Source organism: Rhodoferax sp., from assembly GCF_037143375.1.
In the GTDB taxonomy this organism is placed as follows: domain Bacteria; phylum Pseudomonadota; class Gammaproteobacteria; order Burkholderiales; family Burkholderiaceae_C; genus Rhodoferax.
Map to the genome: position 1 here is coordinate 1 of NZ_JBAWYV010000168.1, position 6,072 is coordinate 6,072.

The 6,072-nt window shown below is 58.2% G+C and carries 8 protein-coding genes; 2 read left to right on the top strand and 6 right to left on the bottom strand.

The window, feature by feature from the left end; genetic code table 11:
• The 5 genes from WCG50_RS16570 to WCG50_RS16590 all read right to left on the bottom strand — a co-directional run.
• On the bottom strand, positions 1-1,028 hold a 1,028-nt coding region (locus WCG50_RS16570; RefSeq protein ID WP_336900700.1), incomplete at its 3' end, for a POTRA domain-containing protein.
• Entirely contained in the window at positions 1,025-2,239 is a 1,215-nt protein-coding gene (locus WCG50_RS16575) for a VWA domain-containing protein (protein ID WP_336900701.1), read from the bottom strand. The genes WCG50_RS16570 and WCG50_RS16575, both read right to left, overlap by 4 nt.
• 6 nt (positions 2,240-2,245) lie before the next feature.
• On the bottom strand, positions 2,246-2,839 hold the full coding sequence (locus WCG50_RS16580; protein ID WP_336900702.1) for a GNAT family protein: 594 nt from the start codon (positions 2,837-2,839) through the stop codon (positions 2,246-2,248).
• 12 nt (positions 2,840-2,851) lie between these two features.
• On the bottom strand, positions 2,852-3,076 hold the full coding sequence (locus WCG50_RS16585; protein ID WP_336900703.1) for a hypothetical protein: 225 nt from the start codon (positions 3,074-3,076) through the stop codon (positions 2,852-2,854).
• 21 nt (positions 3,077-3,097) lie between these two features.
• On the bottom strand, positions 3,098-3,952 hold the full coding sequence (locus tag WCG50_RS16590) for a MoxR family ATPase (protein WP_336900704.1): 855 nt from the start codon (positions 3,950-3,952) through the stop codon (positions 3,098-3,100).
• Between the two features lie 106 nt (positions 3,953-4,058).
• On the opposite strand from WCG50_RS16590, the gene WCG50_RS16595 reads away from it, so the two are divergent.
• On the top strand, positions 4,059-4,724 hold the full coding sequence (locus WCG50_RS16595; RefSeq protein WP_336900705.1) for a c-type cytochrome: 666 nt from the start codon (positions 4,059-4,061) through the stop codon (positions 4,722-4,724).
• A 58-nt stretch (positions 4,725-4,782) separates the two neighbouring features.
• Here WCG50_RS16595 and WCG50_RS16600 read toward each other — a convergent pair whose 3' ends face one another.
• On the bottom strand, positions 4,783-5,217 hold the full coding sequence (locus tag WCG50_RS16600; protein ID WP_336900706.1) for a DUF1841 family protein: 435 nt from the start codon (positions 5,215-5,217) through the stop codon (positions 4,783-4,785).
• A gap of 109 nt (positions 5,218-5,326) precedes the next feature.
• On the opposite strand from WCG50_RS16600, the gene WCG50_RS16605 reads away from it, so the two are divergent.
• On the top strand, positions 5,327-6,072 hold a 746-nt coding region (locus WCG50_RS16605; RefSeq protein WP_336900707.1), incomplete at its 3' end, for a sulfite exporter TauE/SafE family protein.

A 6,072-nucleotide genomic window follows, 5' to 3' on the forward strand; every position in this document is an offset into this window, starting at 1 on the left:
TTGCTCTCGTTCGGTGGCGCCGTCAGCTCGGTGCCAATGGATTGGGTGTCGCGGTCCAGCAGCAACTTGCTCACTGCTCGCCAGCCGATGAGCGGCAGCTTCTGGTGGGTGTGTTCAGCCGAGAGTCGGGCGCCGCTGTCGGTGCTGGCGCCGACACCGAGCACCAGCTTTTGCAGTTTGGCTTCTTTCAATTGAATATGCACCGGGGCGTTCAAAGGGTCGGCTGCGGTATCGAGCGAGATGAAGACCGAGTCAAAGTAACCACTGTCGGTCAGGCGCTGCTGCGCTTCCACCAGTTCGGTCTGCTCGTAGTCGGTGCCGGGTTCCAGGCGCGCCAGCCGGATCACCATTTTGGTGTCATAGCGCTGTGAGCCGGTGATGACCATATTGCCAAGCCGGTAGGCCGGACCTGAGTCCAGCGTGACAGACAGGCTGGCGCTGTGCGTGACCGGGTCGATGTCGGCCAGGCTGGTGGTGAGTTGTCCGGTGGGGAATCGCTGCGTGGTGAGTTGGCGCAGCGCCTGTTGTTTGGCTGCCGTCCAGCCGGCCTGCGTAAAACGCGTGCCGACTTGCAGCGGCCAACTGGTTTCTATTTGCTGGCGCTGGGTGAGCGGGAGCGGGTCGTCGGTGATCGGGCCGGCGAACGTCACGCGAACCTCGCGCACCAGCGTGGGCTCGCCGGGTGCTACGTTCAGCGTCACAGTCCGGGCTGCGGTGCCAATGGCAGGGAGCAACTCGATGCGGATATCAGGTGAGAAATAACCCAGCGTGGCGACCAGGTCCCGGGTGTTTTGCTCGGCCGTGGTCAGCAGGCGCGCCAGTTCGTTGTCGTTCAGGTCGGTCAGTTCGCGGTAGCGCAGCAGGTCCAGATGCTGCTCCAGCACGAGTCTGATTTCATCAGGGGCCGTGATGTCAAGAATGAAGGCGGCCGTGCTTGTGGGTGCCTCGTCTGGGCGGGTGAACAAGCCTTGCGCCTGCAGCAATGGCGCGATGCCCAAGGCCAACACCAGGGCCAGCAGCCATTTCATTTGGTCAGCAGGCGCATCGTGTCTTCCAGCCCCTTGAGGGTGAGTGGGAACATGCGTTGGCTCATGAGTTGCTGCACGATGCTGATGCTCTGGCGGTATTGCCAAACGCCTTGCGGCTCGGGGTTGATCCAGGCAAATTTGGGGAAGGCGCTGGTGAGGCGCCCCAGCCACTCGACGCCGGGTTCTTCGTTGTTGTATTCAACACTGCCACCAGACTGCAAAATCTCATACGGGCTCATGGTGGCATCGCCAATAAAGATCAGCTTGTAGTCTTTGTTGTACTTGCGAATGATGTCCCAGGTGGGGAACTTTTCGGCATAACGGCGCCGGTTGTTCTTCCACATGAAGTCGTAGACGCAGTTGTGAAAGTAATAAAACTCCAGGTGCTTGAACTCGGACTTGGCCGCTGAAAACATCTCTTCGACGCGCTGGATGTGGTCGTCCATCGTGCCGCCTACATCCATCAACAGCAGCACCTTCACATTGTTGTGGCGCTCGGGCCGCATCTTGATGTCGAGGTAGCCGGCGTTGGCCGCCGTGGAATGGATGGTGCTGTCCAGGTCCAGTTCTTCTTCATGGCCTTCGCGGGCAAATTTGCGCAGGCGGCGCAGCGCCACTTTGATGTTGCGGGTGCCCAACTCCTGCGAGTCGTCGTAGTCTTTGTAGGCGCGCTGGTCCCACACCTTGACGGCGCTGCGGTTGCGGCTTTTGTCCTGCCCGATGCGGATGCCTTGCGGGTTTTGACCGTAAGCGCCAAACGGGCTGGTGCCGCCGGTGCCAATCCACTTGCTGCCGCCTTCGTGGCGTTCCTTTTGCTCTTCAAAACGTTTCTTGAGCGTGGCCATCAACTCGTCCCAGCCCATCTTTTCGATCTTGGCGCGCTCCTCGGGGCTCAGGTTGAGTTCCAGGTTTTTGCGCAGCCACTCCAGCGGGATGTCTTTGGTGAAATCGGCAATCAGCTCTACCCCCTTGAAGTAAGCGGCAAAGGCGCGGTCGAACTTGTCAAAGTGCTTCTCGTCTTTCACCAGCGTGGTGCGGCTCAGGTAGTAGAAGTCATCAATCTTGTAACCCGTGGCCTCGCCATCACCCTCGGGTTCGGGCGAGTTTGGCCCCACCACCCCGGCCTGCAAGGCTTCGAGCAGCGTGAGAAGTTCCTTGACCGAGACCGGCAGCTTGGCGGCCCGCAGGGCGTAAAAGAAGTCAATCAGCATAATTTTTTAACGTGGCTTGTCCAACTGGTAGAGCAACTGCGCCTTGACTTCAGGCCACTCACCTTGCGCCAGGCTGTACATCACGGTGTCGCGGATGGTGCCGTCGCGGCGCAGTGCGTGGCCGCGCAACACGCCGTCTTTTTTGGCGCCCAAACGCTCAATGGCATTTTGGGAGGCAAAGTTGAAGTTGTCTGTGCGCCAGCCCACCACCTTGCAGGCCAGCGTCTCGAACGCGTGCGTCATCATGAGCAGTTTGGCGGTGGTGTTGACGGCCGTGCGTTGGCGGCTTTTGGCATACCAGGTCCAGCCAATTTCAACGCGGTGCACGGCGGGCACGATGTCATGAAAACTGGTGCAGCCCAGCACGGTGCCGGAGGCCGTGTCGGTCACGGCAAAGGCAAAACGGTTGCCGGCTTCGCGCATGGCCAGCGCCGTCTCGATGTAACTGCGGGTCTGCTCGGGCTCGGGCACGGAGGTGACGCGAATCTTCCACAGCTCGCCATCGGCGGCAGCGGCGCGCAGGCCGCTTTCATGGCTCATGGCCAACGGGACCAAAGTAATACCGCGAGCGCTCAGGGTGACGGGTTCAACGTAGGCCATGGTTAACGCTCCTTAGACTTTGGTTTTTCGGAAGCTCGTTCGGCCCAAGCGCCGGGCAATTTGCAGGCCGACTCCGCCGCCGACGCCCACCAGCGCAATACCGGCAATGCTGGCGTTGTTGTAACCCGCGGCAAAAATATTCATGCCCAGCAGCTGGCCCAGCCAGAAACCAAGCAGGGCGCCACCGACAAAGCCCACGGCATCCGAGAGACCTTCGATCAAAAGAGTTTTATTCACGCTAGGAGTTCCTGTTTCAGTTCAACGGTTGTGCTTTTGCATAAACACCAGTTTTTCAAACAAAGTCACGTCCTGCTCGTTCTTGAGCAAGGCGCCCACCAACGGCGGCACGGCCACTTTGTCGTCCTGGGTTTGCAGGGCTTCGAGCGAAATGTCTTCCGCCAGCAGCAGTTTGAGCCAGTCCAGCAGTTCGCTGGTGGAGGGTTTCTTTTTGAGGCCGGGCAGGTTGCGCACGTCGTAAAACGTTTTCATGGCGGCCGTCAGCAGCTCTTGTTTCAGGTTCGGAAAGTGCACGTCCACAATGCTTTTCATGGTGATGGCATCAGGGAACTTGATGTAGTGGAAGAAGCAGCGGCGCAAAAAGGCGTCGGGCAGTTCTTTCTCGTTGTTGGAGGTGATGAACACCAGTGGCCGGTTTTTGGCCTTGATCAGCTGGCGCGTTTCGTAACAATAAAACTCCATGCGGTCGATTTCGCGCAGCAAGTCGTTGGGAAACTCGATGTCGGCCTTGTCGATCTCGTCAATCAGCAGCGCCACCGGTTCATCCGCGATAAAAGCCTGCCACAACACGCCTTTAACAATGTAATTGTTGATGTCCTTGACCCGCTCGCCGCCGTCCACCGTGGCCAGTTGCGAGTCGCGCAGGCGGCTCACGGCGTCGTATTCGTACAGCCCTTGTTGCGCCTTGGTGGTGGATTTGATGTGCCATTGCAACAGTGGCATGTTGAGGGCCTGGGCCACCTCTTCGGCCAGCATGGTCTTGCCGGTGCCGGGCTCGCCCTTGACCAGCAAGGGGCGCTTGAGCGTGATGGCTGCATTCACCGACAGCATCAAATCCGGGGTGGCAACGTAATTTTGGGTACCTTGAAATTTCATGGTTCTGACTTTAAAAGGGGAAGTTCAACAAGGTTAGGCGAAGGATTCTTGATCGATATAATGTTTGTTTGATCTATCTCAAACTTTGGTTGATTGTCCTTTCAAAATGAATAATATCTTCTTGTCACTTTCTGCGGTGCTTATCTCTTGTGCAACGGTTTTCTCAGCGGGCGCCCAAGAGATCAAGGGCGATGCCAAAGCGGGTGAGAAGAAAATCGCCATGTGCATTGGTTGCCACGGCATTCAAGGTTATCAGGCCAGTTTCCCTGAAATCTACAAGGTCCCCAAGATTGCAGGTCAAAGCGCCAAGTACATTGTCTCCGCACTCACCGGCTACAAAAAAGGCACGCGACTGCACCCCACCATGCGCGGCATAGTGGATAACCTGAGTGATCAGGACATGGCCGACATCTCTGTTTATTACGAAGCCCTCGGCCACGTTGAAGGCGCGCCTGCCTTGGCCAAAGCCGCTGAGGGCAACGCCCACGCCGCCGCGCTGTTGGCCAAAGGCAATTGCACGTCATGCCATGGCGAGAGTTTCAGCAAACCGATCGACCCAAGCTACCCCAAGATTGCCGGTCAGCACCGTGACTACCTGTTCGTGGCGCTCAAGTCGTACAAAACCGAAGGCAATGCCACCTGGGGTCGCGGCAACCCCATCATGGGCGGTGTCGCCAAGCAGTTTTCCAATGCGGAGTTGAAAGAACTCGCCAGCTATGTGAGCGCGTTGCCGGGTGAACTCAAGACCGTGCCTCAGAGCAAGTTCCGGTAACTAATTTTTAACCGCCATGAAAAAGCCGCTCATCAAGCGGCTTTTTTGTGGGTGTTGTTCAGTCTCGCGTGGCGTTCTGCTGCACGCAGGCGATGTAGACGTCGCCATCGGGCGGGCGCCCGGCGCGCTGGCTTTCCCAGATCATCTTGCCCAGACAGTCCATGGTTTCGTGGTGTGCGTCGTGCAGTGAATCGCGCCGGTGGGTGAGCAGTTCCACCGCCTGGCGGATGCCACGGGGTTGATCGATGCTGCACTGCTCGCTGATCGACAAATGCATGGAAAGGTGCAAAAACGGGTTGCCCTTGGCTTCGTCGGCTTGCAGCATAGAGGCCAAAGCGGCGTCCACGTCGGCCAGTTCGGCGTGGTATTCGGGGTGTTCGTCGATCCAGAGACTGGCGATGGTTTCAATCGCCTCCAGTGGTTGTCCCGCCTGGGCTTTGGCGTAAATCGAGCAAAAGAAGCGCCGAACGTCGGCTTGAGAAGGTGAAAACATAATGGAACGTATTGTCGTGCGTTAGTGTGTTGCTATTGTATTAGTAGCTTGTTAGGCAGTATTCACGGGGGCTATAGCCCTGTTTTTTATAAATTATCGGCGCAGGTCCATGACGTTTCCCCTCATCACTGATCCTTTTTTCTATGCCGTCACCATCCCGGCTGTGTTGCTTTTGGGCGTCAGCAAAAGCGGATTTGGCGCCGGTTTTGGTTCGCTGGCGGTGCCGATGATGGCGCTGGCCGTGAGCGTGCCGCAGGCGGCAGCCATATTGATGCCGGTGCTGCTGGTGATGGATATTTTGGGCATGGCCGCGTTTCGCAAAGACTTCGACCTGAAGTTGCTCAAGTTCCTGATTCCGTGCGGCCTGGTCGGCATCGTGATTGGTGCGCTGCTCTTCAAGCTGCTGGACTCACATACCGTGGCCGGCATGGTGGGCGTGTTCACGCTGCTGTTTTTGGCGCAGCGCCTGCTATTTCCGCCCCAACCTGACAGCGCGCCGCCACCGAAATGGCTGGGCGCCATCCTGACCGCCACCGCCGGGTTCACCAGCTTCATCGCCCATGCGGGCGGTCCGCCGATCAACGCCTATGTAATCCCGATGCGCTTGTCGCCTATCAAGTTCACCGCCACCATGGCCTTCTTTTTCTTTGTGATCAATCTGTCCAAATGGATTCCCTACGGATTTTTGGGCCTGCTGGACCTGCGCAACATGGCCACCTCGCTGGTGCTGCTGCCCTTCGCCCCGATCGGCGTGTGGGTCGGCGTGAAGCTGGCCCGGCGCATCAGCCCGGTGCTGTTTTACCGCCTGCTGTACCTCGGCATGTTTCTCACCGGGATCAAGCTGGTGTGGGATGC

Bases quoted from the DNA above. Each gene is read 5' to 3' on its own strand.
- WCG50_RS16575 (WP_336900701.1), bottom strand. From the start codon at position 2,239: ATGCTGATTGACTTCTTTTACGCCCTGCGGGCCGCCAAGCTGCCGGTC.
- WCG50_RS16580 (WP_336900702.1), bottom strand. From the start codon at position 2,839: ATGGCCTACGTTGAACCCGTCACCCTGAGCGCTCGCGGTATTACTTTG.
- WCG50_RS16590 (WP_336900704.1), bottom strand. From the start codon at position 3,952: ATGAAATTTCAAGGTACCCAAAATTACGTTGCCACCCCGGATTTGATG.
- WCG50_RS16595 (WP_336900705.1), top strand. From the start codon at position 4,059: ATGAATAATATCTTCTTGTCACTTTCTGCGGTGCTTATCTCTTGTGCA.
- WCG50_RS16600 (WP_336900706.1), bottom strand. From the start codon at position 5,217: ATGTTTTCACCTTCTCAAGCCGACGTTCGGCGCTTCTTTTGCTCGATT.